This is a genomic window from Xanthomonas sp. Leaf148, from assembly GCF_001423585.1.
Classification (GTDB): domain Bacteria; phylum Pseudomonadota; class Gammaproteobacteria; order Xanthomonadales; family Xanthomonadaceae; genus Xanthomonas.
Genome location: NZ_LMOP01000008.1, coordinates 346,994 through 372,302 on the forward strand (window position 1 = coordinate 346,994; position 25,309 = coordinate 372,302).

The window sequence follows — 25,309 nt, forward strand, 5'->3', positions numbered from 1 at the left end:
GCGCGGCTCCGGTAGTGCGTTGGTCAGGCCCACTGCGGCTGGGCGAGCGGTGTCATGCCCAGGGGTCTGATCGGTGTGCGGATTGCGTCCTGCGCGGTGCGGCATTGTCGCGCCATGCGCGTCGTGCGCTCGCGAATCATGGCGTGTTCGCTGATAGGCGCGCTGCCCAACAGACTGGCCACATGGAAGCCAAGGATTTCCTCCGCGCGGTCGCCTTGGTCGCTGATGATGTGCGGTACCAACCGCTCCAATCGTTCCAGCTCCTGCTGCACTTGATACGGGGTTTTCATGACGATCTCCAATGAATAACGGGTCTTGCGTATTACGTGTGTGCTCAACTGTTGCGCGCGCCCAGGCGCTGCCAGCAGTCGGTTGCCAACTGTTCGTAGTTGGACTGCGTACTGGATGAAATGAAGTGATGCTCAAGGCGGTCGCGAAACAGACGCAGACGTTCCTGATCGCTTGAACGCGGTGCCTGCAGATAGATATCGCAGGCCATTTTCACCACCGGTGACAATTCGCTGAACTTGCCTGCGCCCAGATTTCCTTGGGCGTGCCGCGCCTGCCAATGCGCGATTTCGGCTTGTACATCGATGACGGATGGGTCTCTGCTCATGACTTGGTGCGTTCCGGGATTAAACAAACTTGACGTGCAGAGTAACTGCGGGTATGTCAACGAATGATCATCGAACGCAACCATTGCCTGCGATTTCAACGAGCGACGCTTAATTGGTCAGCTTGTTTTCGCCTCTCTACACGCGTTGCATGCACAGGCATCGGTGCGATGTATGCCGCTTGCCAAGACGCCAGCGTTGCGTGCTGATCGGCCACGCGCAATCGATGGGCGGCAGCGCAGCGATGCGCACTGTGTCAGTCGCTACCGTATTGGCGCTTTCAATGCGCCTGCTTTTGGTGCAAAAACAGGCGTGCGGTGCCGCATTTTACGGAAGATTCTGAACCGCTCCACACCTGTGTAACGTCTGATCCGTAAGGTAGGCAATGACGTAATGGAGAGAGCAGACAGGATGCAGGAGAGTGAAAGCAGTAGTGGGAAGCCGCGCCATGCCAGTGGTACACCAGAAGCGCGCGTTTGGTGGCATGCCTTATTGGAACTGCGCGGTGGGCGAATGGCCATCAGTTTGATCGTGGTGGTGCTGATCGTGGTGGCCCTCTATCTGGCCTTGAAATAAGCGCAGACGCGTACCTGCAACATCGCACTGCGCCCCTCGGCCGCAACGAGGCTGGCGCCGGGATGCGGCCTTGCCGCAAGGAGATGTGATGGCAGATCCGTCATATGGATGGGTGCGTGGATACACCACACGCATGGTGTCTGCCGATGGACACGAGCGCGCCACGCATACCTGGGTGTGCAGCGAAATTGCACGCCTGCTGGGCGCACATGATGGCGGTCTGTCCGATGTTGCGATGATCGATGAGGGTATCGGGCACCGCATCTTGCACGTGCCCGACGACACCTTGACCACCGAACAGGCCCGCGCATTAGGAATTCACGATGCCGGCGGCTTGCTGGGTGGCATTGTGCCGCACGCGTTTATCGCTACCAAGGTCATCGGCCATCCATTGATCAGCGAGACGGCAACGCGAATCGACGGCTGGAATCAGGCGCTGGCGACCGCGCTGGTGCCGGCCACCTTACCGGGCTATACGGTGTTTTCTCGGGACGATGCGCTGCATGCGCTGGACCTGTTGCTGGCCGACGGCGGGGTGCGGCTGAAACTGCCCACCGGCGTGGGTGGGAGTGGGCAATGGCGCATTGCCGATACCGCCGAATTGGTGCAGGCGCTGGACAGTCTGCCAGCAGATTACCTGCGCACCCATGGCGCTGTGCTCGAGCGCAATATCCTGCAGCCGCTGACGCATAGCGTGGGCGAACTGTGCGTGGCCGGTATCCAGATCGCGTATTACGGCACGCAATGCAGTGTGCGCAATGCACAGGGCGATGAGGTCTACGGTGGATCGTCGCTGCACGTGCATCGTGGCTCGCTGGAAGCGCTGCTGGCCACTGCATTACCGCCGTTGCAGCGGCGCGTTGTGGAACAAGCGTGCCGCTACGATCGTTGCATCACGAATGCCATTGCCGGCCTGCACATTTCGCGGCGCAATTACGATGTGGTCAGTGGCGAAGATGCGCATGCGGTGCCTGTCTGCGGCGTGCTGGAGCAATCCTGGCGGATTGGTGGTGCGACGCCGGCCGAGTTGGCGGCGATCGCCTGTTTCCAGCAGCAGGCCGGCCTGCACTGGGTGCACGCATCCACGCACGAACTCTACGAGGGCGAACCACCGGCCGATGCGCAGGTGTATTACCGTGCAACCCAGCCCGGCGCCGGTCCGCGCTACAAATACCGAAGGGTCTCAACCGACTGATGGAAGCCAAACTTTCCAGCATCGACATTGCGGTCGATCACGACGCGCTCAGCGGCACCTTGCTCACGCCCACCGGCATTCCGGCGGTGCTGTTCGTCCATGGCTGGGGCGGGAGTCAGCATCACAGCCTGGTGCGCGCGCGCGAGGCGGTGGGCTTGGGCTGCATCTGCCTGACCTTCGATCTACGCGGTCACGAAGGCCATGCCTCGATGCGGCAGACCGTGACTCGCGCGCAGAACCTGCAGGACATCATCGCTGCTTACGATCAGCTGGCGGGTCTTCCGTATGTGGATCAACAGTCGATCGCCGTGGTCGGCTTGAGTTATGGCGGCTACCTGTCGGCGCTGCTGACGCGCGAGCGCCCGGTGGAGTGGCTGGCATTGCGCTCGCCCGCGCTGTACAAGGACGCGCATTGGGACCAGCCCAAGGTCAGCCTCAATGCCGATCCGGATCTGACCGCATACCGCCAACGTGCCCTGACACCCGACGACAACATCGCGCTGGCGGCCTGCGCTGCGTATACCGGCGATGTATTGCTGGTCGAAGCCGAGAACGACGTCATCGTGCCGCATCCGGTGCTGCGCAACTATGCCGATGCCTTCGTCAATGCGCGTTCGCTGACCGCGCGCGTGATTGCCGGCGCCGACCATGCGTTGAGCGTCAAGGAGCATCAGCAGGAATACACCCGCGCGCTGATCGACTGGTTGACCGAAATGGTGGTGGGCCGCCGGATTGCATTGGCCAAGGAAGTGGTGGCTGCACGCAAGCAACTGCTCAAGCAGCAGGGCGACGCAGCGTCAACGGGGCAGGACGCGCTGGCGTTTCGCGGCGATATCCGGGCGGTGGAAAACACGTCCGGTTGATCTGCCGCGCGTTTGCCTCGTCATGCAGGCACACGTGGTGCAGCATGTTGCGCGGCCATCCCGACCATGCGGAACGCGCAATGCGTCGTGATGCCGCAAGATGCTACGAAGGCGCTGCAGGTTATGGCCCACCGCAACCTACACAAACAAACGGGCCCTCGCGGGCCCGTCTGGTCTACTGCGGATCACTGGCGTTTAGCGCGGCCAATGCGCCGCGGTCTAAACGAGCTACGGATCACACGCGTGGATCGGTCGGGTTGCGACGTGCCGCATCGCCATGATGGTCCGAATCGAACGCCTCACGCACAGCGTGCTTGGCCTTTTCCCAGGTCAAACGCGAGTCGGCCTTGAAGCGGTCCCAGCCATCGCCAAGGTCGCGTTCCAGGTGGTCGTCCCACTGGCGGCCGGCATGCTGTTGACGCGCCTGCATGCCGTAGCGGTAGGCAGGGCGATAGTCGTCATACGAATACTCGCTGTCATGGTAGCTGGCGCTGTCGAAACGGCCGGCATAGTGCGTGTCGCCATCGCGATACACGGTGTGGGTGCGATCGGCGCGATCCCACGCGTCGCGTGCAGCCAGACGTGCGTCATCCCATTCCAGGCGCGATTCGCCACGATGACGCGGCCACTCACCCGCCAACGTGGCTTCGGTTTCTTCCCAGGTGCTGGTCGGGCGCGTCTCGCGTGCCTGCAGGCCAAAGCCATACACGGTGGCGTAGTCGCGGTCGTAGTCGGTGCCTTCTTTGTAATAAGGACGGTTTTGATGCTCCTGGCGCCAGTATTCGGTTTCTACGGTCGGGTCGAGGCGCTCGGCCACGCCTTTACCGGCAGCTGCGCCTGCCACGACGCCGGCAGCCGCGCCGATCAACGTGCCCAGCGGACCAAACACCGTGCCTGCCAGTGCGCCTGCCGCCGCACCGCCAGCGATGCCGCCCACACCCACGCCAACCGGATGCGAGCCCGGGGCACCGGAGATCGGGTCGCGGTTCAAATCCTGTGCGTCTGCTTTGCGTTCCTGCTTGTCGAGATTGCTCATGCCGCCTCCGGTTACCTGATGGATGCAGCCTGCGAAGACAGGCTGCGAACGTGGCGCAACCATGGCGGCGCAAGAGTGAAACGCTTGTGCTTTGATGTGAGTGCCATCGCGACATGACTGAACTGTGCATTCGCATGTGCAGATGAGGTCGCAGACAGCTTGCAACCGCGACATCGTTAAAAACATGACGAAAGAGGGCCGCGACTGCGGCCCTCGGTTATCCCTTGATGCACACCACCTGGCGCAGCGTGTGCAGCACCTCGACAAGATCCTGCTGCGCGGCCATCACCGCCTCGATCGACTTGTATGCCGCTGGCGATTCGTCGATCACCGCCGCATCCTTGCGGCATTCCACATGCGCAGTCGCCTCGCGGTGCTGAGCCAGCGTGATCTGTGCACGCGCTGCGGTTCGGCTCATCACCCGTCCCGCACCGTGGCTGCAGCTATGGAAGCTCTCTGCGTTGCCCAACCCGCGCACGATGTAGCTGCGCGTGCCCATGCTGCCGGGAATGATGCCCAGCTCGCCGGTACGTGCGCTCACCGCGCCCTTACGGGTGATCAGCAATTCCTCGCCATGGTGCGTCTCCTTCTGGACATAGTTGTGGTGGCAGTTGACCGCCAGCTTCTCCAGCTGGAACTTCGGCAGGCGGTGACGCATCTCCGCCAACACCCGCGCCATCATCGCTTCACGATTTTCGCGGGCGTAATCCTGTGCCCACGACACCGCTTCCACATACTCATCGAACAACGGCTCGCCCTGCATGAAGAAGGCCAGGTCCTTGTCGGGCAGATGAAAGCCCAGCACGCGGTGTGCCAGTTGCTCACGCGCCCGCTCGATGAAGTAGGTGCCGATCAGGTTGCCGGTGCCACGCGAGCCGCTGTGCAACATCACCCACACCGCGTCGGTCTCGTCCAGACAGAGTTCGATGAAGTGATTGCCGCCGCCTAGCGTGCCGATCTGGCACGCCAGCTTGTCGGTGCGGATGCGCTTGTGCTGCTGCTTGATCGCTTCCAGGCGCTGCACCAGCCCCGACTGCGCGATCCGCGTGTCGATGCTGTCGGGCAGGTTGCGATGCTCGCCGCCACGGCCGTTTCCGACCGGCACGCTACGCTCGATGCTGGAGCGCAGTTGCGCCAGGTTGTCCGGCAGGTCGCTGGCACGCAGGGTGGTACGCACCGCGGCCATGCCGCAGCCGATATCCACCCCGACCGCGGCCGGGATGATGGCACCGCGGGTCGGGATCACCGAGCCCACGGTTGCGCCCTTGCCCAGGTGCACGTCGGGCATCACCGCCACCCACGGCCCGACGAACGGGACGGCGGCGATATTGCGCAACTGCGCATGCGCCTGTTCTTCCAGCGGCACGCCGCGCACCCAGCCCTTGATCGGGGTGGTGCTGCCTTCGGCATGCAGCCATTCGAAATGTTGTGAAGTACTCATGCTGTTCATTCCTTTGCGCGGGTGTGCGGCCAATCCTTTCGCTGCACACCCGCATGATTATCTGAGCGTCACCAACTGCTTCAGCACGCCATCCAGGCCGCCGAACACGGTGAGCTTGTCGATCTTTTCGGTGACCTTCTCCAGCGCCTCCAGCTCCTGCAATCGCATCAGCACCGGGCTGTCTTCGATCAGCTTGGCGGTGTTGAGCAAGGAACGGGTGGCATTGGCCTCCTCGCGCCTGCGGATCACATTGGCTTGCGCCTGCTTTTCCGCCTGCACGACCGCATTGAGGATCTCGCGCATCTCACCGGGCAGGATCACGTCCTTGACCCCAACGCCGAGCACGTCGATGCCGAAACCGCCCACGCTGCCACGCACGTAGCCGAAGATATCCGCGTCCAGCGATGCCTTGTCGCCCAGCAATTCGTCCAGCGTCTTGGCCGCAACCGCGCGGCGCAACCCGTACTGCAATTCTCGGTACAGGTAGTCGCCCGCCTTGGCCACACGCGTCCGCATTGCCACCGCATCGGTGACGCGCATGCTCGCTGCCAGATTGACTCGCAACGACACCTTGTCGCGCGTCAGCAATTCCTGGCCGGAGACCTCCACCGATTGCACACGCAGGTCGATCACCTCGGTGGTCACGTTCTTCTGGAAATTCCAGAACGCGTACGCGCCGGGGCCGAAAGGTGCCATCAGCCTGCCGTCGACGAACACCAGCCCTTGCGACTCGGCAGGTACGTCCATGCACACGGCCACGCGCGACACGGTGCCGAGCTGGCGCAGGCGCCGCTGCACATCGCCTGGCACCTGCAGGCCATCGCCCAACGGCAAGCTCTGCACCTCGACGGTGGCGGCGCCGCGCCAATACAGCGCGCGGGTGCCCGGTGGCAGGACCTGGTCGAGCTTGCCGTTGCGGATCAGCAGGCCCACTTGCGCGGTGCCGATGTCCGCCAGCACGAAGTGCTGCGGCAATGCGGCGCCCAGCGTGTCAATCAGCATGTCGGCATCGCGGCCGACCTCGTCGCCACTGTGAATGTTGTGCACGCTGACTTCGGTACGGCTCAGCGGGTCGAACAGGCGGTAGACACCGGGCACGAGCACGCGCTCGAACCGGCGATTCCGATACACCAGGCCGCGCTCGCCGTCGCCGATCACGACCCTCTTGGTCCAGAACATGACACTTCTCCTTGGGTTGGCTCTGGTGGTCCGATCCGTAGGTACTGCCGTTTTGCCGCCCGGATCGGACTGATGGCCAAACGTGTGCCGATGCAACGCGGCGTTGGAAGGTGGAAACGCCGGTGACGGCGGCCGTGCGGGGCACGCTGCGCTGTTGGCGCCTGCCGATGCGTTGCCGCAGCTGCGCGATGGTTTGCGAAGGCAGGGCTGAGCACAGGGTGACGCGTCCAGGGCAAGCGCCCGGCGACGTCGCCGCTGCTGTGTGCATTCACGCGATGCATTGCTTGAATGCACGCAGCATGGGCGTTTCCGTAAAGGGACTTGCGTCCCCGAGATGACCGGGAAGGTCATTGCTTGGAGCGGGAGTCGAACCCGCGACAGACAGATTAGGAATCTGTTGCTCTAACCTCTGAGCTATCCAGTGGTGGGTAATGCGGAATTGAACCGCGCCTGCGGATAGTGCCGCCGCTCGACCACGAGCCGATACCCAAAACGAGAAACACCAGAAAGATGATCGGTATACGCCACGGCACAGCCGCGCGCACCAGCTGGAATAAACTCCAGTCCGCTGACGATCTTTCGCACTGTTTCCGATGGCCGTTTTATTCAAACGGTCATTCAGTCGGTGCATGACCACACACCACCCGTGCCCGAAACCTGGGCACAGCGCTATCGCGCCTCGTGGCAATCCAACATCCCTGTTGTCGGGCAGTCCGTGCCCGGGTTTCAACTGCGGTCATCCACAGGTTCACGACGAACGCACAACGAAAAACGCCCCCGGATGCAGTATCCGAGGGCGTTCGCGTGCCTCGGAGATCGGGTGACCGATCTCCTTGAATCAGGACATCAGCCGATGATGGTGCGCACGTCCTGTTTGGCCGTGCACGCAAACGATGCCGCGCGAAGCGCGCCGGGCAGTCGATTGCGTTCGATGAAATGGCTGGTGTGCATGAGCGTGGGTCAGGTCCGGGTGCAGGCAGTGCTGCGTAGGGCGCGAACATTACCTTCAGGTTTTTGGATATGCAAGCACTTTATGAAAATAATTGATTATGTTTTTTTGGGGTGCTGGCAATGTGCGGATTGAAAGTGAAGATTCCGAATGGCGAAGGTTTGGGTCGATTGGATAATCATCGACACACGTTGCACAGGAACTGTCGATGCGCGGCTGTGCAAAAAAAAGGGATTCCCGTTACACGGATGCGGTCGGGCGTGCAGTTGCACTCGTGGCCGATGGTGCGCGGTTAGTGGCGTCTGGGAATGTGCGGTCGCAACCATGATGTAAGGCAGTTGCCGTTGCCGACCTCGTGCCAGTCGCGCGCCTGCCGCGCACAACTGCGCGTCCGGTCATTCACTACGAAAGGCGCAACCCGGGCGCTGGCAGCAGGCTGCCGTACCAAGTGCGCGCGGCGAATGCACCGGCGGAGCTCAGCGCCAGGCGAACGCGATTGGTGCGTCATGCGCCACGCATCCGCCGCGGTGATGAGCACCGCCGTCGACACCTGATCTGACCACTGCGCGCGACGTGCAGTGAGCCGCGCTCAGCCGCCGTGCGTGCCCAGCGTGCGCGCGCCGGTCAGGATCATGCGCAGCATCTGCGAGATCTGTTCGATCAGTTCCGGGTCTTTTTCCGGTGGCGAGTCCATCGCCACCGCGCCCATCGCAAAGACCAGGCGGGTGATCGCCTTGGACACCAGCGCTGGCGCGTGCAACTTGGCGTTGTCGGCGGCGGCCAGGCGGATCAGGTCCACGCGCAATTCGTCTTCGAAGTAGGTCAGCTCGCGCTCCACCGCCTGCTTGAAGGCGTCCGAGCCCACCGCGCCTTCGCGTAGCAATACGTGCAGCAGCTTGTCGTCGGCGCGCAATTGCTCCATGAACGCTTCCACGGACACCCGGATGACGCTGCGGTCGGTGGAGGTGGCGCGCTGGCGCGCCTGTCCGATGATGGTGCGCAGCGAGCGCCCGGCCAGATCGATCAAGGACACCGCCAGCTCATCCATATCGCGGAACTGGCGGTAGAAGCTGTTTGGCGCAATGCCGGCTTCGCGTGCCACTTCGCGCAGGCTCAGCGTGGACAGGCTGCGGTGCGGGCCGATCAGCGACAGCGCCGCGGCAATCAGGTCCTCGCGTGAAATCGCCGGCTTGCGTGACGGCGGCGCGTCGTGGGAAGGCAGGGCGATGGAGGTCATGAGGCAGCAGCCGGGCGTGGGGATGAATCATAGCCCCTCTGGTCGATATACAACTGTATACACGCGTGTGCATGCATGCTTATAGTGCAACCTATGAGCCTGGCACCCACTCCCAAGAGCAAGTCCCCGCTGCCCACACGGCTGGCGCGCCGGCTGGTGTCGCCACAGCTGTTCGATTTCTGGGCAACCCGGATCAATCCGTTGTGGACGCTGGATCGGCCCATGGCCCGTCTGGTCGAACGCAACACCGCCAGCCGCGACTCGGTGACCTTGGTATTTCAGGCCAATGGCCACTGGCAGGGCCTGCAGGCCGGCCAGCACGTCAGCGTGGGTGTGGAGATCGACGGCCGCCGTCTGCTGCGCAGCTACAGCCCCACCGTGCTGGCCGATGGCCGCCTGGCGATCACCGTCAAGGCGATCGAAGGCGGGCTGGTGAGCCGTTATCTGGCGCACGATGCGGCGCTGGGCACGGTGGTGTCGCTGGACCCTGCCTTTGGCGACATGCTGCTGCCGGCCGCGCCCACCCCGCTGTTGCTGCTGGCCGCAGGCTCGGGCATCACCCCGATGCGCGCGCTGCTGCGTGCGGCCGCGCACGCGGGCATGCCGGTGGATGTGGGCCTGCTGTACTGGGTGCGTCAGCGCGATGAAGCCTGCTTTCTGGACGAATTCGAGGCGCTGGCCGCCGCGCATCCGCGTCTGCGCGTGCAGGTGCTGACCACCCGCGAGGGTGCGACGCCGGCGGCGCGCGTTGACAGCTATCCGTTGGAGCAGATCGCCGATCTGTCCGCACGCCACGTCATGGCCTGTGGCCCGGGCGGATTTGTGCAGGCGGCGCGTGCACGGTTGGAAGGCCAGGTAGCGGCGTTTCAGGCCGAAGCCTTCAGCGTGCCGACGCTGGACGACGGCGAAACCGGCGACGTCCAGGTCCAGCTGTCACGCAGCGGCCGTACGCTCACCCTGCCGCGCGGCCAGTCGCTGCTGGAAGGGCTGGAAGCGCAAGGCCTGCGCCCGAAACACGGCTGCCGCATGGGCATCTGCAACAGCTGCGCCTGCGCGCGTCAGTCCGGCACCACGCGTCACCTGTTGACCGGTGAGCGCAGCAACGAACCCACCGCACAGGTGCGCCTGTGCATCAGTGCCCCGAGCACTGACCTGATCCTGGATCTGTAAGGAATCTTCATGAGCCGAGTTCATAACCGTGCCCTGTCCGCCGCCGAACTACAGTCGTTTGGCGACGAACTCGATGCCATCCGCGCCCGCGTGCAGCGGCAGGTGGGCGCCGCCGATGCGCGCTACATCCGCCGCATCGTGGCTGCCGTGCGCTGGACCGGCGTAGCCGGCCGCGCGCTGCTGTTTTTGGGTGCGTTCGTGCATAGCGTGCTGATTCCGGCCTGGATTGCCGGCGTGGTGCTGCTGACGCTGTCCAAGATCCTGGAGAACATGGAGCTGGGCCACAACGTCATGCACGGCCAGTACGACTGGATGGGCGACCCGCAGCTCAACGGCAACACCTACGAGTGGGACATCGTTGCCACCGGCGACAACTGGCGCAAGACGCACAACTTCAAGCACCACACCTATACCAACGTGCGCGGCATGGATGACGATATCGGTTACGGCCTGCTGCGCATCTTCCCCGAGCAGCGCTGGCGCCCGTTCTACCTGGTGCAGCCGTTTATCGCGGTGGTGTTTGCGCTGCTGTTCGAATGGGGCGTGGCCATCCAGGACCTGCGCCTGGGCCGCTGGTTCGCGGGCAAGATGAAGGCCGCCGAATTGCGCGCGTCGTTCCTGCCGGTGGGCCGCAAGATCGGCCGCCAGATGCTCAAGGACTACATCGTGTTCCCGCTGCTGGCTGGCCCGTTCTTCTTGACCGTGCTGCTGGGCAATCTGGCGGCCAATATGCTGCGCAGCATCTGGACCTTCGTGATCATTTTCTGCGGCCACTTCACGGCCGATGCGGAAGTGTTCCCGAAGGAGTCGATCCGTAACGAGTCGCGCGGCCATTGGTATCTGCGTCAGTTGCGCGGCTCGTCGAATCTGACCGGCGGCAAGCTGATGAACGTGCTGTCCGGCAATCTGAGCCACCAGATCGAACACCATTTTTATCCGGATCTGCCGGCCAATCGTTATGCACAGATTGCGGTCGAGGTGAAGCAGATCTGCGCGCGCTACGGGCAGCACTACAACACCGGCTCGCTGCCGCGTCAGTTTGGCCAGGTAATGTGGCGGATCGTGCGGCATGCCTTCCCGAGCCGGCCCAAGCCGGTGCGCCAACGCAGCGCTGCGCTGCAAAGCGCTTGAGTGATACGAGAAAGGCCGCCATTGGCGGCCTTTTTTTTGATGTGGGTCAATCGTCGCGACGGCAAGTAATGCAGCAAGAAGTGGTGGGTGAGCGCTGCGCTTACGCGTCTGCATGCGGCCCACGCGTGTGGTCGGCGTTGGCGAGCGATGGATCCGGATCCAGTGCACGGGCGAGAGTGGCTGAGCGACAGCGCAGTGCTTGCGATCGCCACTTCGACAGCAGGCCAGCTTGTGCGTTAGCGCTGATGGGCGAGCTGTGGCCATGTGGTACATGCTGCGCGCTGATCAGCGGTGTACTGGGAGTCGAGGACCGGCTGCACCTTGCGGAGTGCATGCGCAGGCCGCGCCTGACGTGCGTCGCGTACTAGCAGTGATCGCTACGCATCCTCAGGGAAGCGGTTACTCGGTCAGCCGCCCGGTGTGCGGGGTGTGGATCAGTGGCGCCAGGTCGAACCCCTGTTCGCGCGCATGTGCCAGGTAGGCCTGGGTGATGTTTTCGTCCAAGGCCACGCTTCTGCATGCGACGCACGCGCGTCATCGGCCAGGCGAGCGATGGACACCGCTCCGGTGTACTGACGAGGTGGACCCAGCGACAGCGCCGTGGTTGCGAACGTCACTTCGACGCCAGGCCGCATCGTGAATTATTGCAGCGATTTGCAGGATTTCAGCCCGATGACGGTGATGAGCCTGAGCGTCCCAATCGTGCCAGGCGGAGCCAAGCATCGCGATGGTGCAGCCTAGATCCTGCGTGTGGTCTTCAAGGCATCGAAGCGGTTTGCCGGATGCCTTGAATGCAGTGGTTGCCTATTTGAAACCGTGTGCCGCAACGCTGCGCGCCTGCGCGTGATACGCGATGAAGCCGGTCGCCGGCAGCGCGCGCGAGAACAGCCAGCCCTGCGCAAGATCCACGCCGTGTGCGCGCAGGTAATCCAGTTGCTCCTGGCGCTCCACGCCTTCGGCAATCGTACGTAGCTGCAACGTCTTGGCCATTTCGATGATGTGCGCGGTCACCGAACTGGTGGCCGAGTGGGTGCCGATGGTGTCCACGAACGACTTGTCGATCTTCAACGCATCCAGTGGCAAGCCTTGCAGATACTGCAGGCTCGAATAGCCGGTGCCGAAGTCGTCGATCGACACCGTATGGCCGGCACCGCGTAGATGGGTGATGGTGGTGCGCGCCGCATCGATGTCCATCAGGCTGCGCTCGGTCGCCTCCACCCACAATTGCCCGCTGTTCACCCCGGTGCCTTGCAGCGCCTGCGCCAGTACCGACTGCACACGGCCGCTCTTGATGTCGCCGGCCGAGACGTTGATGGCCACATGCAGCGCGGGATCGGCGGCCAGGGTGGGGCCGAGGTCGCGGATGACTTCGGCCACTACCAGATCGGTGATCGGCAGGATCAGGCCGCTTTCTTCTGCCAGCGGAATGAAGGCATCCGGTGGCACCAGCACGCCGTCCGGCTGTTGCCAGCGCACCAGCGCCTCGGCACCGACGCAACGGCCGTCGTCGAGCGCAATGATGGGCTGGTAGTGCACGATGAATTCGCCGCGCTGCACCGCGATCTCCAGCCGTGCCAGCGGCGACAAGCGGCGTCGTGAGACCCACAGCACCAGGCCGACCAGCAGCACCGCCAGCGCGATGCCGGCCGGCACCACCTGCAGTCGTGCGGCGGCCAGCGGCCCGCGCAGATAGGCGGCAGGCTCGGTGACCACCGCGGCCCAGTCGCCGCGCCGGTCGCGGCCGGACAGCACCTGCGCGTCGGCGATGCTGCGGATGTCGGTGTAGCTGGTGTCGATTGGCGGCACCAGCAACTGTTCGGCGGCGGTGCCGGTGCTGCTGAGAAGGTGCCCGTCGGGCGTGCCGATCGCCAGCTGCAGGCCGGGCGGGATGTTGATGTCGGTCAGCGTGTTCGGGTTGATCAGGACGTTGTAGTCGCCAAGCTGCAGCGCCATCAAGGGATGCTGCGGATTGGCCAGCGGCAACAGCCGGGTGGTCACCGCGATGCCGCGCTTGACCACGAAGTCCGGGCTGGTCTGCGGGATGCTGTCGGGCAGCTGCCCCCATGAGGTACAGCGCAAGCGGCGTTGCTGGAAATGTCCCAGTTCGACGATGTAGTGGTTGGTCAGCACCAGCGCGCGCATCTGCGCCAGATGCGCCGGCGAGCAGGACGGCATCCGTGAGGTGGCCATGCTCAGCAAGGCACCATGCGCTTCGTCGAAGGCGGTTTCGGTACGCCGGATCGACAGCGCTGCCAGCTGGCTGAGTCTGCTTTCTTCGCGCGACAACGCCAGCCGCCACGCCAGGTAGTAGGACAGGCCGATCGGAAGCGTTGCGCACAGCAGCACCAGCAGCACGGTCAGACTGATGATGCGTTGACGCTTCACGTCACCACCCGCATCGGCATGGGGGCCAGCTCATGCGCGCGGCCTGCTGTAACCGGGGCGGTGGATCACGATCTGCGCGTACGCCACGGCCGGATTACCGCGCGCCGTAGCGCGCCGTACCGGCGTGATGTGGACCACAGATATGGACGGATGAGGCTGCACGTCGCGAATGTACGACACACGAGTGCATTGCGCGCGTCCGTCGAGCGAAGTCGACGTGATTTTTCTGCCGCCAGGTGCATGTGCGCTGCGGCAGTTGCCACAGCCAATGGATTCACGCGCCTGCACGCAGATGCGCGTTAGGGTCGGTACGTCTGCGCTCGCCAACGCGGGCTGCGGGACCACCCGGTCCCCTGCAAGGCGCTCTCACTGGAGGAATCACCCATGACAACGCAGAAAGAACGCGTCGGCGGCACCGATGCGGTACCGATCTTCAAGATGCACGAAACCACGCGCGATGGCGAACTGGTCAAGTACGTGGTCGGCGACACCGGCGTGGCCTTCGACAGCCTGGAAGGCGCGCAGGCTGCTGCCAAGGATCTGGGCACGCTCAACGGCTGAGTAGGGCCGTTGATTGCAACGGTTGATGGCAACGGGCGACCTGGTCGCCCCGGTAATCGCCGGAGTTGAAGCGGCCGGAGCGGAGAGGCGGCGCAGCTTAGTGCGGCGCGGTTTCCATGCTCCGGCCGTTGTTGTATGGGGTTGAGTTTCCGGGTCTGTCTGCAGCGGAGTGCTCGATCGCAGTGGCGCTTTGGATCGGCTAACAACCCGTGGCGAGCAGTCGTCAGTTGGGTATGGATGGCGCGCTCGGAGCCGGAGTTTGCGAGTGGTCCAGGTCGCACCGTGCACCGGCCGCGCCTGCCTGATGGCGGCGCAGTCGTTTTGTTAGCTGCCCTCAGTTAGCAATGCTGCCGGCAGCTTGCACCGATGCCTGGCTTGTGGGCCCGATGCAGGACGACTTCGTTAACAACACGTCGCGCTCAGCGCGTGTGGGCGTGCTGCCGGCATGTGGTGCATGCCGCGCGCTGATCAGCGGTGTACGGGGATTCGAGGACCAGCCGCACCTTGCGGAGTGCATACCCAGGCCGCGGCTGACGTGCGTCGTGCACTAGCAGTGATCATCACGCATCCTCAGGGAAGCGGTTGCTCGGTCAGCCGCCCGGTGTGCGGGGTGTGGATCAGTGGCGCCAGGTCGAACCCTTGTTCGCGCGCATGTGCCAGGTAGGTCTGGGCGATGTTTTCGTCCAGCTGCGGCAGGCGCGCCAGCAGCCACAGATAGTTGCGATCAGGGCTGCCCACCAATGCGGTGGTGTATTCCGCATCGACCCGCATCACCCAGTAATCGCCTTTGGTGAAGGGAATCCAGCGCAGGCCTTCGGGCAGGAAAGTCACTTCGAGCCGGGCGTTTGTCGCGTCGATGGCGCTCGCCTGACCGACCGCTTCCTCCAACGCGCCGGCCGCGGTCAGGCAGCGGTTCTGCACGCGCACGGTGCCGTCGTCTTGCAGCGAGTAGTGCGCCGACACATCGGTACAGTCCGCATCCTCGAAGCGGATCGGCAATCTGGCGATCTCGTACCAGGTGCCGAGATAGCGGTTCAGATCCAGCGACGCAACGGTGATCAATTCGGGAAATCGGCTCATGACGGCCTCTGCGCAAGGGGATGGCAAACGTTGTACGTGCATGGCCATGAAGTGGATGTTGGGACGCGCCGCGACCGGCTGTCAGATGCGCGCCATCGCTCAAGCAGCCACTGACGGCGACTGTCTGTTGTCGACGTCGTGCATAAGCTGTTGGTTGCTTCTGCCCGGTGGCGCGCGATCGACCGTTGTCGGCGCAGCCAGCCAGGTGCGGCTCACACCACTACTGCGCGATCACCATGTGGGCGCGGCCGGCGCTCTGGTGCGGCATGGGCCACTAGTCTACGTGCGGTTCTGGAGTGCGCCGTCCACACCCGCCTTACGACTGCTCGCTACAGTTTGTTCGCCGCGCCGCGCCGCGCTACGCCGCGCTGGCGGCAGTCAGTGCGCGATCCAGCTTGCGATAGCCGATCGCTTCGGTCAGGTGGCGTGTGGCAATGGTGGCGCTGTCGTCCAGATCGGCAATGGTGCGCGCCACGCGCAGGATGCGATGCATCGAGCGCGCGGACAGCTGCAGGTGCTCGATCGCACGTTCCAGCAGCAGTTGGTCGTCGTTGTGCAGCCGGCAATGGCGATCGGTGTCCGGCTGATCGAGTTGCGCATTGGGCAGCGCGCTGCGTGCGAGCTGGCGCTGCCGCGCGGCGACCACACGCGCACGCACGCTGGCGCTGTCTTCGCCCAGGTTGCCGCTGCGCAATGCCTGTGGCGGCAACCGCGGCACATCGACATGCAGGTCGATGCGGTCCAGCAGCGGCCCGGAGATGCGGCTGCGATAGCGGCGGATGCTGTCGCTGCTGCAGCGGCACCGCCCGCTGCCATCGCCTGCCCACCCGCAAGGACATGGGTTCATCGCCGCCACCAGCTGAAACCGTGCCGGGAAATCCACACTACGCGCTGCCCGCGAGATGGTGACCAGACCCGATTCCAACGGCTCGCGCAGCACCTCCAGCGTCTGTCGTTGCCACTCTGGAAGTTCATCCAGAAACAGCACACCGTTATGGGCCAGCGAGATCTCTCCGGGGCGCGGATGCGTGCCGCCGCCGACCAGGGCGACGGCGCTGGCGGTGTGATGAGGAGCGCGGTAGGGGCGCTGCCGCCAGCGGGCAAGGTCCAGTCCGCGGCCGCTGATGGAGGTAATTGCGGCAGTCTCCAGGGCTTCGGCTTCGCTGGCTTCCGGCAGCAGGCCAGGTAGGCGCGAGGCGAGCAGGGTCTTGCCGCATCCGGGGCTGCCGACCAGCAGCAGGTGATGGCCACCGGCTGCGGCGATCTCCAGTGCGCGGCGTGCGTGCGGCTGGCCACGCACGTCGGCCATGTCGGGCAGGGCACGTGCGCCCACCGCTGCCACCGCTAGCTCGGCAGCAGGCGCCTGCTGGGTGCCATTGAGGGCGGCGCAGACTTCCAGCAACGTGCGTGCGGTGAAAGCCTGGACGTGCCCGGCAATGGCGGCCTCGGCGCCATTGGCCAGCGGCACGATGAGCCGTCGCCCGGCTTGCGCGGCAGCCAGTGCAGCCGGCAGCACGCCATCGACGCCACGCAACTCGCCGGTCAGCGCGAGCTCGCCAATGAATTCGTAATCGGCCAGCGCCTGCCGGTCGATTTGCCCGCTGGCAGCCAGGATGCCGAGCGCGATCGGCAGATCGAAGCGGCCGCCGTCCTTGGGCAAATCCGCCGGCGCCAGATTGATGGTGATGCGCCGTGCCGGGAATTCGAACTGTGCGCACAGCAAAGCGGCTCGTACGCGTTCGCGCGATTCGCGCACCGCCGCCTCGGGTAAGCCCACGATCTGGGTGGAAGGAAGGCCGCCGGAGAGATGCACTTCCACCCTAACCTCAGGCGCGTGCACCCCCACGCGGGCACGGCTGTGCACCAGCGCCAGACTCATGGTGGAGGGCTCGTCAGGGGGTGTCGGAGGAGCCGGGCGCCGCACTGGGCGATGCGCCCGGTGCGCGCGCTTCCAGTGCGGCGACGGCCTGCTCCAGCGCGTCGAGTTTTTCGCGCGTGCGCAGCAGTACCGCGCGTTGCACATCGAATTCTTCGCGGGTGACCAGGTCGAGCTTGCCCAGGCCGGCCTGCAGTGCGCCCTTGAAGGTGCTCTGCAGTTCTTCGCGCGATTGGCGCAGGCCCGGCGGCACCAGGTCGCTGAGGCGGCGGGCGAGGTCGTCGAGCTGATTGAAATCGATCATGGTGTTCTCCGCAGGTCCGTAGGAAGCCTAGTGCAGGCCGGGACACACGGGACATCGGCAAGGCAGTCGGCAGGCGGTAAGGATAGTCCCATTCGGTTGTGGGCCGCGGTGACGGCGGCTAAGAGCAGCGAACAAAACGGCTGTGCTCACCGCCAGGTGGGCGCGGCCGGTGCTCGGTGCGGCATGTACCACGCGTACGCTCCGGCTCCTCCGCGCCGTCCGCATCCACCTGACGACTGCTCGCCACGTTTTGTTAGTCGCTCTAAGCATGGGTGAGTGTTGCAGCCGTCCACGGTATGCTGCGCGCCCGTCATGCCCTGGGATCTGCACCGATGAAAATGATCATGGCCATCGTCAAACCGTTCAAGCTCGACGATGTGCGCGAAGCACTCGCCGGCTGCGGCGTGGCGGGCATCACGGTGACCGAGGTCAAGGGCTTCGGGCGGCAGAAGGGCCACACCGAGCTGTATCGCGGCGCCGAATACGTGGTCGATTTCCTGCCCAAGGTGAAGATCGAAGTGGCGGTGACCGACGACCAGGCCGAGCGCGTGGTCGAAGCCATTGTGGCCGCCGCCGGCACCGGCAAGATCGGCGACGGCAAAGTCTTTGTCTACGACCTTGGCACCGTGGTGCGCATCCGCACCGGCGAGTTGGATAGCGACGCGCTGTAAGGCCGTTCGCGCGGGGCGCCTCGATGTGGCGGCGCCTCTGCTGCGTGCTGAAAGATGCTCACGGCATTGACGCGCGCATCAGGGTTTTTTCAACGCTGACAGCGCATGCGCCGATCGATTGATGCGCTGGGCAAGGCCGTGTTGCAGGCAGAACGGAATGGCTGCAATGCGACTGTCACTGACGTAGCGTCGGCGTCCGCCGCATGCTGAAAGTTCTGGCGCTGTCGACGCGCGCATCAGGACTTCTGCGACGCCTACACCACGCGCGCCGATCGATTGATGCACGCGGCGATGACGCGTTAGGGGCAAAACGGAACGGTGGGGATAATTGCCGCGCGCCTGTCACGGTGGACCGCATGCGAGTCTGACTGCGCGACCGCTACATCCGATGTTTCACGACTCAGGTCGGTTCCGGCGCCAGCGTGGCGTCTTGGCGGCTCTCGTCATGGCCCCCGCGCGCTGGTCGAGTGTCAGGTACGCCCATGCTTCATCTGGCGATATGGCCGTCTCGCCGTCGCTTGATGTGGACTCGCTGCTACCGCAACCATGGTCCTGACTAAGCCAATCGCCCCGCGTTTCATACCATTTCAATACCGCAGCTCATGGCCGGCGCGCCTAGTTCCTTTCGGTCCGGACGGCGCATTCGCTGGCAACAATCGCGGCCAAAACCAGGCTCGACCCTCCAAGACCAAGCCACGCTTGTCGCCACGCAGCGACTTGCCTACTCTAGGCCGTAATACCATTCCAATACCGGAGTTCGGACATGAAGCGACGCAACAGGAAGTCGGGCTTGCGCCTGCTCTCGGTCTTGGTGGCAGTGGGGCTGGCCGCGCCTGCGCTGGCCGCGCCGGTCACCCAGCCGGCGCTGTTTCCGACCCCGGTATCGATCGTGCTGGATGGGCAGACGATCAGCTTGGGCCGGTCGGTGGTGCTGGTCGTCGCGCCGGGCGCGGACCCGGCCTCGGTCGCGTTGGTGCGCAGCCTGCTCGGGTCGGCCGGCGTCAGCAAGATCGCGACCGCCTCGCGCCTGCCGACCACGTTCGATCGCCCGCATATCGTCATTGGCACCGGCGAGGCGGCGGTGGTGCGCGATGCACTGACGCGCAGCAAGGCCACGCAGGACACCCATACCGAAGGCTATACGTTGACCAGCGTTGCGCTGGGCGGCGGCAGCCTGATCACGCTGGCCGGACACGACAGCGATGGCCTGTTCCATGCCGTGCAGACCCTGCGTCAGTTGCTCGAGCGGCCGGCCATCCCGGCGCTGGTCATCCAGGATTACCCGGCCATGCCGATCCGCGGCACGATCGAAGGTTTTTACGGTGCGCCGTGGTCGATGGCCGACCGCAGCAAGCACATCGATTTTCTGGCGCGCACCAAGGCCAACACCTACATCTACAGCCCCAAGGACGACCCGTACGCGCGCGACCGTTGGCGCGATCCGTACCCCAAAGCGACCTTGAAGGCGCTGGGCACGTTGGCGGCCACCGCCAAGCGCAACCATGTCGATTTCGTCTATGCGATTTCGCCCGGGCCAAGTGTGTGTTTTTCCGATCCGGCCGATGCCAAGGCGTTGCTGCGCAAGTTCGATGCGTTCCGCGCGCTGGGCGTGCGCAGCTTCTATGTGGCGTTGGACGATATCGAATACACCAAGTGGAACTGCGAGCGCGACAAGACCACCTTCGGCGAGTCCGGTGCGCAGGCGGCGGGCATCGCGCAGTCGCATCTGCTCAATCTGGTGCAGGCCGATCTGGTCGCCCGCCACGATGCTGCGTCGGAGCTGATCATGGTGCCGACCGAGTATTACGACGCCAAGGAAAGCCCGTACAAGGAAGCGCTGCGCAAGCATCTGGACCCGAAGGTCGTGGTGCAGTGGACCGGCACCGACGTGGTGCCGCCGGCCATTTCCATCCCGGATGCGCGCGCGGCGACTAAGGCATTCGGGCGCAAGACGTTGCTGTGGGACAACTACCCGGTCAACGATTTCGAAACTTCCGCCGGGCGCTTGCTGATGGCGCCGTATGCGCGCCGCGAGGCCGGGCTGTCGGCTGAACTGTCCGGCATCGTCTCCAACCCGATGAACCAGGAAGTGCCCAGCCGCGTCGCGGTGATGGGGCTGACTGCGTTCGCCTGGAACGACAAAGGCTACGACGCGCAGCGCACCTGGCATGCGGCAGCGCGCGATCTGGCCGGTGGCGATGCGCGCGTGACGGCAGCATTGCTGACCTTCTTCGACACCCAGCATCTGGCGCCCACCTTCGGGAGCCAGCCGTGGCAGGAGCAGGCGCCGCGTCTGAAGGCCGTGCTCGACCAGGTGCGCGAGGCGATCGCGTTGGGCGATGCCACGGCGCGTACTCAGGCCATTGCAACGCTGGCGCGCACCGCCGACGACATCGCCGCCGCGCCGCAGATCATTCGCGACGGCGTGGCCGACAAGGGCTTTGCCGAGCAATCGCGCCCCTGGCTCGACGCGATGGAAAGCTGGGGCCGCGCGCTGCAGCAGACCGCCGCCGGCCTGGATGCCGCCAATCGCGGCGATACCGCAGCGCCGGCGTTGTTTGCCGATGCTGCCGCAGTGGCCGCCAAGGCCGCGGCCGTCCCCTCGATTCCCGGCGCCACGCGCTTCGGTGGGCCGGTCAAGATTGCCGATGGGGTGCTCGACCGCTTCGTGGCAGACGCACCGACGCTGATCGCCTACAAGGTGCCAGTCGGATCGGCAGCGGTAGAGCACTGACGGCGCTGCGGGCGATTAAGAGTAGCCAACAACACGACTGTGCTCACCGCCAGGCGGACGTGGCCGCTGCGCGGTGCGGCATATGCCACTTGGATACTCGGTGCTCCGCGCCATAAGCAGCTACCTGACGACTGCACGCCAGGTTTTGTGAGCCGCTCTTAGGTGTTTACGCGTCGCGTTTGAGGCGGCGATACAGCCGCGTCCAGCCACCGCGCAGGCCACGCACCCAGCCCGGCTCGGCGCTGCGTGCGGCCTCGTCGGCGGTGGGTGCGATACCGGCCAGGCGCTGGCGCATCTTCTGGAAATTGGCCACGTCGCTGCGTTGCAGTTGGCGTGCCACCGTGCCGCGCCGCAGCCAGCGCGGGATCCGCCACGCCGAGGTGAAATCGATCAGCACCGGCACCCCGGCACTGACCACCACGTTGGTGCCGTGCAGATCGTTGTGGGTGATGCCGAACGCATGCAGGCGACGCAGCGCCTGCTGCAATTGCTGGAAGACCTCCTGGCCCACCACCGCACTGGCGCTGAGCGTGTCGCCGGGAATGAACTCCATCCCCAGCGCCAGGCCGCCCAACGTACCGAGCAGGGCCGGGGCATGCCGCCAGCCGTGCAGGCGGCGCAGCATGCGCGCTTCATGGTGAACCATCAGCCGGGCGATGGGTGCCAGCAGCGTGCGGCGATAACGGCCGTAGTCCTTGACCACGGCCAGTTGCCCGTCCAGATGGGTGCGGTAGACGTTGGGCTCGAGCAGCCGTGTGCCCTGTTTGAGCAACACGGGAGTGACGAGCTGCAGGCTGGACACATCCAGCGGTTGGTAATGCATGACAGTTCTCCGGACCCTGGCGGCGCGGAGGTGTCACGCGTGACGCAGGTCCAAGGGGATCACAAGGGATCGGGACCACACAATTTTAGAACTTGCGAGTATTGAAATTACATTTGTTTAACAAATGAAATGTTCCGGACATGGAACGCCCTTGCAATTCAGTCGGTTGAAGCGCTCAGTTCCTTCCAAAATCACTGGGCTGCCGCGCGCTGCGGAAGCGCCACTCCGCAAGTGCCGGCACGTGCGACATAGCCGCCCAGTCGCCATCCGCGCGAGACCGGGACGGGAGGTGGCGATCGGTTGGCGGGGTTGTCGGCCTCGGTTTGGAACACGTCAAAGCCGCACTCCGGCGGACCGTCTGTCGACGCGCGTCTCAGCGCTTCTTGACAGGCAATGAGACTCCAGACACTGTGCGCGCTGCGGTCAGGGGGCTGCATCACGCGCGCGTCGCGCACATCCACGCCGATGTGCCACGGCCGGTGCCTTGGGCAGTGCAGTGATGCGGGGACGCTCCCGGAAAGATGACGGCAACTGCGCCACTTCCAGACGCCGTCGGGTCCGCCTGCGTGCGCACGGATGCGGGAACGAGGGAGGATCACTCATGGGGAATGCGATGAAAAAGACTGCAACACTGCTGTTGGCCTGCACGGCACTTGGCGTCACGGCACAGGCCTCGGCGCAATCGTTGTCGCGCGGCTGGGATAGCTACCGGAAACAGCAAACGCAACCGCAGGCAGGCACGCAGGGCAACTCTGCACCGGCCGCGCCGCTGTCGCGGCCCTCGCACGCCGGCAACGGCGGCGCTCCGACGGCCGTCGGTGGAAGCGGAAGCGCAAATGTGGCCGAGGAGACTGGCGGATTTGCCACCGTCACGACGCAGACGCCTGCGGTGGATGCGCCGCCTGCACCGGCCTATGTGCCGCCAATGCGGCGCGAAGAGGATCAACGTCTGAAGAGCGGCGTTTTTCTGGGCGTGCAGGGCGGTCAGGGCAAAGTGTACGAAGGCATCGACCAAGACATGCTCGGCTTCAACGCAGGCTATCGTTGGAGGGCGGGTCCGGCGACGCTGGTCGGCATTGAGGCGGCAGTTGGGAAGCTGGCCCGTATCAGTGATCACGACGGCGCCTACGTCCCTAGCGTTGAGTTCGGAAGTCTGGGCGCCATGGCACGTTTCAACTTTGGCGACAGTCCACTGTTCGCCGTGGTGCGCCTAGGCTACTGGTCGGCCAACTCCAATGGCGAATCCAATGAACGGGTTTCCGGCGGGTATGCCGGTGCCGGATTAGGCGTAGATATTGGCCGGCATGCGAGTTTGAGCGTGCTCTATACGAACTATCTTTATGCCAACGACTACTACGATTCCGACGAAGACATCACCATCAATCGCGCCGATGTGTTCAACGTCGGCGCCGAGGTCCGCTTCTGAGTGAAGTGGATGCTCGCAAAAGGGCGGACGGCAACGTCCGCTCTTTTGCGTTCCGGCGACGCATCCTGACAGCGATATCTGGACACGCGTAGCACGCGTGCCTCACCTAGCCAGCCTGCGTTGCAGAGGCGTCCATGCAGCTTGCTGTAGTGTCGTGCGCAACGCGGTGATCAGCCGGTGGTGAGAGCAGATGAACGCAGTGGCGCAGTTGTTGACAGACGAACAGGACCCGGTGGCCGCCGGCAAGATCCTGCCCAAGGTGACCGAGCTGCTGACCGCAGACGAGCAGGTCGCCTATCTCGGGATCCAGAAAAAGATGGTGATGAATCTGTCGCCCGATGCGGTGGTGCTGACCAACCGTCGATTCATCGTGGTGCGACCAACCCTGTTTGGCATGACGTTCCAGGATTTCCCGTGGCGCGACGTCCAGGATGTGCACCTGAGCGAGCAAATGCTGGGCGCCACCATCACCTGCCGCACCGTGCAAGGCCGTATTGCGGCGATCGACAGCCTGCCCAAGCGGCAGGCGCGACGCATCTACGCCTACGCCCAGCAGGTGGAAGAGGTGGCCTACGAAAAACGTCAGCAGCTGGAAATCGAAAAACTGCGCGTGGCGGCCGGTGGCGTGGTGGTGCATGCGCCGCCAGCGCACCTGCAAGCGTCCCCGGCAGCGCAACCGCCGGCGATGGACGACCCGGTGCAGGTGCTGGGCAAGTTGAAGCAATTGCTGGATGCCGGGCTGGTCACCCAGCAGGAATTTGATGCCAAGAAGGCCGAGGTATTGGCGCGGCTATGAGCTGCGTGCTCTGCGCGCACGCTTGATCGGATACGCGAGGCCGCCTGTGTAAGCCTAGAAGCGGCTGATAGAAAGTAGCCGGCGTGATGTGGAAACGGACGGCGCACTCGGAACCGGCCTGGACGCACGGCAGAGACCGATTGCGCGCGACGAACGCGCCGGCCTGCCGGTGAGCGCAGCAGTGTTGTCATCCGCGCTTCGTCGCGCCGCTGCGCTGGCGCAATGCAGTGCGCTCAACCGTCGGTGCAACGGTTGCCTCATCGCAACGATCTTCCCACCAGCGCAGCCAGGTGTGGCAGCGCCGTCATCGAAGCGATGGCTGCGGATCGTGTAATCAACCACCACCGCAAGCGCAATGCCGCGCTCGCGGTGGTCGGGCTGCCTTACTCGCCCAGCGCCTTGGCCACGAACGGCGGTGACACCAGCACGCCGGTATGCAGGTGGGCGGTGTAATACAGCGTGTCGAAGCCCTTGGCCTGCGCATCGGCCTGGCGGAAAGCGAAGTCGGCCTTGGGCTGCTTGCTGGCCATGGTCACGCTCCACCAGCCGGTGGGGTAGCACGGCTGCGGGAACGGCAGGGTCTTGAACGACTGGAAGCCGGCCTTGCCCATTTCGGTGCGCATTTCGTTGATCAGGTCCAGCAGCGCCAGCGGCGATTCGGACTGCTGCACCAGGATGCCGTCGTCCTTCAGCGCCCTGAAGCAGCTGTCGTAGAACGCCTTGTTGAACAGGCCTTCGGCCGGGCCCACCGGGTCGGTGGAATCGACGATCACGATGTCCACGCTGCCGGCCGGGCAATTGGCCATGTAGGCCACGCCATCGTCGAACAACAGCTCGGCGCGTGCGTCGTGGTTGGAGTCGCACAACTCGGGGAAATACTTCTCCGACATGCGTGTGACCTGCTCATCGATATCGCACTGGGTGGCGCTTTCCACGCCCGGGTGCTTGAGCACCTCGCGCAGCGTGCCGCAGTCGCCGCCGCCGATGATCACCACGCGCTTGGGCGCGGCGTGGGTGAACAACGCCGGGTGGCTGATCATCTCGTGATAGAAGAAATTGTCGCGGGTGGTGAGCATCACCGCGCCGTCGATGAGCATCAGCTTGCCCCAATCGGTGGTCTGGTAGATCTCGATCTTCTGGAACGGGGACTGCACCTCGTCCAGCTTGCCGCTGATGCGAAAACCAATCGCCGAGCCGGTCGGCTGGAAGTGTTCGATGTACCAGTTGTCGTTGGCGCTCATGCAAAGTCCTAAAAGAAGGGG

22 protein-coding genes, 1 tRNA gene and 4 other RNA genes are annotated in these 25,309 nt (G+C 64.4%); 13 read left to right on the forward strand and 14 right to left on the reverse strand.

Annotation, left to right across the window (positions count from 1 at the left end; genetic code table 11):
* Window positions 1-23: 23 nt before the first annotated feature.
* Together ASF90_RS06210 and ASF90_RS06215 are read right to left on the reverse strand one after the other, a co-directional pair.
* The gene (locus ASF90_RS06210) at window positions 24-290 is read right to left on the reverse strand and encodes a hypothetical protein (protein ID WP_055847314.1); all 267 of its coding nucleotides are present in this window, start codon (window positions 288-290) and stop codon (window positions 24-26) included.
* Window positions 291-334: 44 nt separating this feature from the next.
* Entirely contained in the window at window positions 335-616 is a 282-nt protein-coding gene (locus tag ASF90_RS06215; RefSeq protein ID WP_003486531.1) for a hypothetical protein, read from the reverse strand.
* Window positions 617-1,025: 409 nt separating this feature from the next.
* Here ASF90_RS06215 and ASF90_RS23820 point away from each other — a divergent pair, with 409 nt between their 5' ends.
* The 3 genes from ASF90_RS23820 to ASF90_RS06225 all read left to right on the forward strand — a co-directional run bounded on the left by ASF90_RS23820 (window position 1,026) and on the right by ASF90_RS06225 (window position 3,248).
* The gene (locus ASF90_RS23820) at window positions 1,026-1,190 is read left to right on the forward strand and encodes a hypothetical protein (RefSeq protein WP_164497681.1); all 165 of its coding nucleotides are present in this window, start codon (window positions 1,026-1,028) and stop codon (window positions 1,188-1,190) included.
* Between the two features lie 88 nt (window positions 1,191-1,278).
* Window positions 1,279-2,385: a DUF3182 family protein gene (locus tag ASF90_RS06220; protein WP_055847316.1), complete on the forward strand. Its 1,107-nt coding sequence runs from the start codon at window positions 1,279-1,281 to the stop codon at window positions 2,383-2,385.
* Window positions 2,385-3,248 (forward strand): alpha/beta fold hydrolase, encoded by an 864-nt coding sequence (locus ASF90_RS06225; RefSeq protein WP_055847320.1) that lies wholly within the window; start codon window positions 2,385-2,387, stop codon window positions 3,246-3,248. Before ASF90_RS06220 ends, ASF90_RS06225 begins: the two co-directional genes overlap by 1 nt.
* Window positions 3,249-3,483: 235 nt before the next feature.
* On the opposite strand, the gene ASF90_RS06230 is transcribed toward ASF90_RS06225, so the two are convergent.
* The 5 genes from ASF90_RS06230 to fabR all read right to left on the reverse strand — a co-directional run bounded on the left by ASF90_RS06230 (window position 3,484) and on the right by fabR (window position 9,090).
* Window positions 3,484-4,284: a hypothetical protein gene (locus ASF90_RS06230; protein WP_055847321.1), complete on the reverse strand. Its 801-nt coding sequence runs from the start codon at window positions 4,282-4,284 to the stop codon at window positions 3,484-3,486.
* Window positions 4,285-4,501: 217 nt separating this feature from the next.
* On the reverse strand, window positions 4,502-5,725 hold the full coding sequence (locus tag ASF90_RS06235; protein WP_055850204.1) for an RtcB family protein: 1,224 nt from the start codon (window positions 5,723-5,725) through the stop codon (window positions 4,502-4,504).
* A 57-nt stretch (window positions 5,726-5,782) separates the two neighbouring features.
* Window positions 5,783-6,904 carry a slipin family protein gene (locus ASF90_RS06240; RefSeq protein ID WP_055847325.1) on the reverse strand — a complete coding sequence of 374 codons (1,122 nt, stop codon included), beginning with the start codon at window positions 6,902-6,904 and terminating at the stop codon, window positions 5,783-5,785.
* A gap of 354 nt (window positions 6,905-7,258) precedes the next feature.
* A tRNA-Arg gene (locus ASF90_RS06245) sits at window positions 7,259-7,325 on the reverse strand.
* Between the two features lie 1,117 nt (window positions 7,326-8,442).
* Window positions 8,443-9,090 carry an HTH-type transcriptional repressor FabR gene (fabR, locus tag ASF90_RS06250; RefSeq protein ID WP_055847328.1) on the reverse strand — a complete coding sequence of 216 codons (648 nt, stop codon included), beginning with the start codon at window positions 9,088-9,090 and terminating at the stop codon, window positions 8,443-8,445.
* Between the two features lie 93 nt (window positions 9,091-9,183).
* Here fabR and ASF90_RS06255 point away from each other — a divergent pair, with 93 nt between their 5' ends.
* A complete protein-coding gene (locus tag ASF90_RS06255) occupies window positions 9,184-10,260 on the forward strand; it encodes a ferredoxin reductase (protein WP_055847331.1) in 1,077 nt (358 codons plus the stop codon).
* A 9-nt stretch (window positions 10,261-10,269) separates the two neighbouring features.
* Window positions 10,270-11,391, forward strand: a complete 1,122-nt coding sequence (locus tag ASF90_RS06260; RefSeq protein ID WP_055847333.1) for an acyl-CoA desaturase — start codon at window positions 10,270-10,272, stop codon at window positions 11,389-11,391.
* 804 nt (window positions 11,392-12,195) lie between these two features.
* On the opposite strand, the gene ASF90_RS06265 is transcribed toward ASF90_RS06260, so the two are convergent.
* Window positions 12,196-13,776 (reverse strand): EAL domain-containing protein, encoded by a 1,581-nt coding sequence (locus ASF90_RS06265; protein WP_055847336.1) that lies wholly within the window; start codon window positions 13,774-13,776, stop codon window positions 12,196-12,198.
* Between the two features lie 384 nt (window positions 13,777-14,160).
* On the opposite strand from ASF90_RS06265, the gene ASF90_RS23320 reads away from it, so the two are divergent.
* Window positions 14,161-14,337 carry a hypothetical protein gene (locus tag ASF90_RS23320; RefSeq protein ID WP_005989247.1) on the forward strand — a complete coding sequence of 59 codons (177 nt, stop codon included), beginning with the start codon at window positions 14,161-14,163 and terminating at the stop codon, window positions 14,335-14,337.
* 197 nt (window positions 14,338-14,534) lie between these two features.
* Here ASF90_RS23320 and ASF90_RS21650 read toward each other — a convergent pair.
* Together ASF90_RS21650 and ASF90_RS06270 are read right to left on the reverse strand one after the other, a co-directional pair.
* Window positions 14,535-14,607: non-coding RNA, sX9 sRNA (locus ASF90_RS21650), on the reverse strand.
* A 300-nt stretch (window positions 14,608-14,907) separates the two neighbouring features.
* Entirely contained in the window at window positions 14,908-15,417 is a 510-nt protein-coding gene (locus tag ASF90_RS06270) for a lipocalin family protein (protein ID WP_055847339.1), read from the reverse strand.
* A gap of 266 nt (window positions 15,418-15,683) precedes the next feature.
* Here ASF90_RS06270 and ASF90_RS21655 point away from each other — a divergent pair.
* A non-coding RNA gene (locus ASF90_RS21655) (sX9 sRNA) lies at window positions 15,684-15,762 on the forward strand.
* A 13-nt stretch (window positions 15,763-15,775) separates the two neighbouring features.
* Here the strand turns inward: ASF90_RS21655 and ASF90_RS06275 are convergent.
* Window positions 15,776-17,296, reverse strand: a complete 1,521-nt coding sequence (locus ASF90_RS06275; RefSeq protein ID WP_055847342.1) for a YifB family Mg chelatase-like AAA ATPase — start codon at window positions 17,294-17,296, stop codon at window positions 15,776-15,778.
* 13 nt (window positions 17,297-17,309) lie between these two features.
* The gene (locus tag ASF90_RS06280; protein ID WP_055847344.1) at window positions 17,310-17,597 is read right to left on the reverse strand and encodes an accessory factor UbiK family protein; all 288 of its coding nucleotides are present in this window, start codon (window positions 17,595-17,597) and stop codon (window positions 17,310-17,312) included.
* Between the two features lie 183 nt (window positions 17,598-17,780).
* Here ASF90_RS06280 and ASF90_RS21660 point away from each other — a divergent pair.
* The 4 genes from ASF90_RS21660 (at window position 17,781) to ASF90_RS21665 (ending at window position 21,156) form a co-directional block, all read left to right on the forward strand.
* Window positions 17,781-17,856: non-coding RNA, sX9 sRNA (locus tag ASF90_RS21660), on the forward strand.
* Window positions 17,857-17,893: 37 nt separating this feature from the next.
* The gene (locus ASF90_RS06285; protein ID WP_201782819.1) at window positions 17,894-18,268 is read left to right on the forward strand and encodes a P-II family nitrogen regulator; all 375 of its coding nucleotides are present in this window, start codon (window positions 17,894-17,896) and stop codon (window positions 18,266-18,268) included.
* A 763-nt stretch (window positions 18,269-19,031) separates the two neighbouring features.
* The gene (locus tag ASF90_RS06290; protein WP_055847346.1) at window positions 19,032-21,002 is read left to right on the forward strand and encodes a beta-N-acetylglucosaminidase domain-containing protein; all 1,971 of its coding nucleotides are present in this window, start codon (window positions 19,032-19,034) and stop codon (window positions 21,000-21,002) included.
* An 80-nt stretch (window positions 21,003-21,082) separates the two neighbouring features.
* Window positions 21,083-21,156: non-coding RNA, sX9 sRNA (locus ASF90_RS21665), on the forward strand.
* A gap of 12 nt (window positions 21,157-21,168) precedes the next feature.
* Here ASF90_RS21665 and ASF90_RS06295 read toward each other — a convergent pair.
* Window positions 21,169-21,825, reverse strand: a complete 657-nt coding sequence (locus tag ASF90_RS06295; RefSeq protein ID WP_055847349.1) for an RIO1 family regulatory kinase/ATPase — start codon at window positions 21,823-21,825, stop codon at window positions 21,169-21,171.
* Between the two features lie 613 nt (window positions 21,826-22,438).
* Here ASF90_RS06295 and ASF90_RS06300 point away from each other — a divergent pair.
* Complete coding sequence (locus ASF90_RS06300) at window positions 22,439-23,251, forward strand: hypothetical protein (protein ID WP_055847352.1); 813 nt, start codon at window positions 22,439-22,441, stop codon at window positions 23,249-23,251.
* Between the two features lie 190 nt (window positions 23,252-23,441).
* Window positions 23,442-24,047, forward strand: coding sequence for a PH domain-containing protein (locus ASF90_RS06305; protein ID WP_055847355.1), 606 nt, complete (start codon window positions 23,442-23,444; stop codon window positions 24,045-24,047).
* A gap of 383 nt (window positions 24,048-24,430) precedes the next feature.
* On the opposite strand, the gene speE is transcribed toward ASF90_RS06305, so the two are convergent.
* The gene (gene speE / locus ASF90_RS06310; RefSeq protein ID WP_055847357.1) at window positions 24,431-25,288 is read right to left on the reverse strand and encodes a polyamine aminopropyltransferase; all 858 of its coding nucleotides are present in this window, start codon (window positions 25,286-25,288) and stop codon (window positions 24,431-24,433) included.
* Window positions 25,289-25,309: the final 21 nt, after the last annotated feature.